Source organism: Achromobacter sp. RT286_PF, assembly GCF_059760425.1.
Genome location: NZ_JCBAMR010000087.1, coordinates 1 through 485 on the forward strand (window position 1 = coordinate 1; position 485 = coordinate 485).

At 66.4% G+C, this 485-nt stretch carries 1 protein-coding gene; it reads right to left on the reverse strand.

Going from position 1 to position 485, the window contains the following annotated elements; translation table 11 throughout:
* A partial coding sequence (locus tag AC6LJY_RS27965; RefSeq protein WP_498137239.1) for a contractile injection system protein, VgrG/Pvc8 family occupies positions 1 to 485 on the reverse strand: 485 nt, incomplete at both ends.

A 485-nucleotide genomic window follows, 5' to 3' on the forward strand; every position in this document is an offset into this window, starting at 1 on the left:
CCGGGCGCCAGCCGTGGTTCCAGTCATCACGCGGGTGGCCGGTCAGGTCGAACGCCACGCCGGGAATTAGCCGTGCGTCGTCGCCGTGCACCTGGGCCATGCGCGCATCGCGGCGCAAGCCCAGCAGGCGGCTTTGCGTGAAGGGTTTGCCGGCCTCGTCGCGCTTGTAGCGGCCGGGGTAGTCGTAGCGCTCGTAGCGGCCGTCTTGGTGTTGCAGGTCGGTGGCGACGTGCGTGTGTTCCTGGTCGTACTGCGGGTGTGTGTAGGTGTAGTCGCGTTGCGTCTGGCGGGCGGTACGTAGCTGTTCGGTATAGATGAAGCGATGCAATGCGGGCTGGTGTTGATCGCCGCCCGGCGTGGGGTTGTAGACGACCGGCCCGCCGGCGATCTCACCATGGATGTAGATGCGGTCGCCGTGGATCAGGCGGTGGGAATTTTCGGTATGGGCGTAGCGGTGAAAGTAGCCCTCTTCGGCGGCCAGGCGC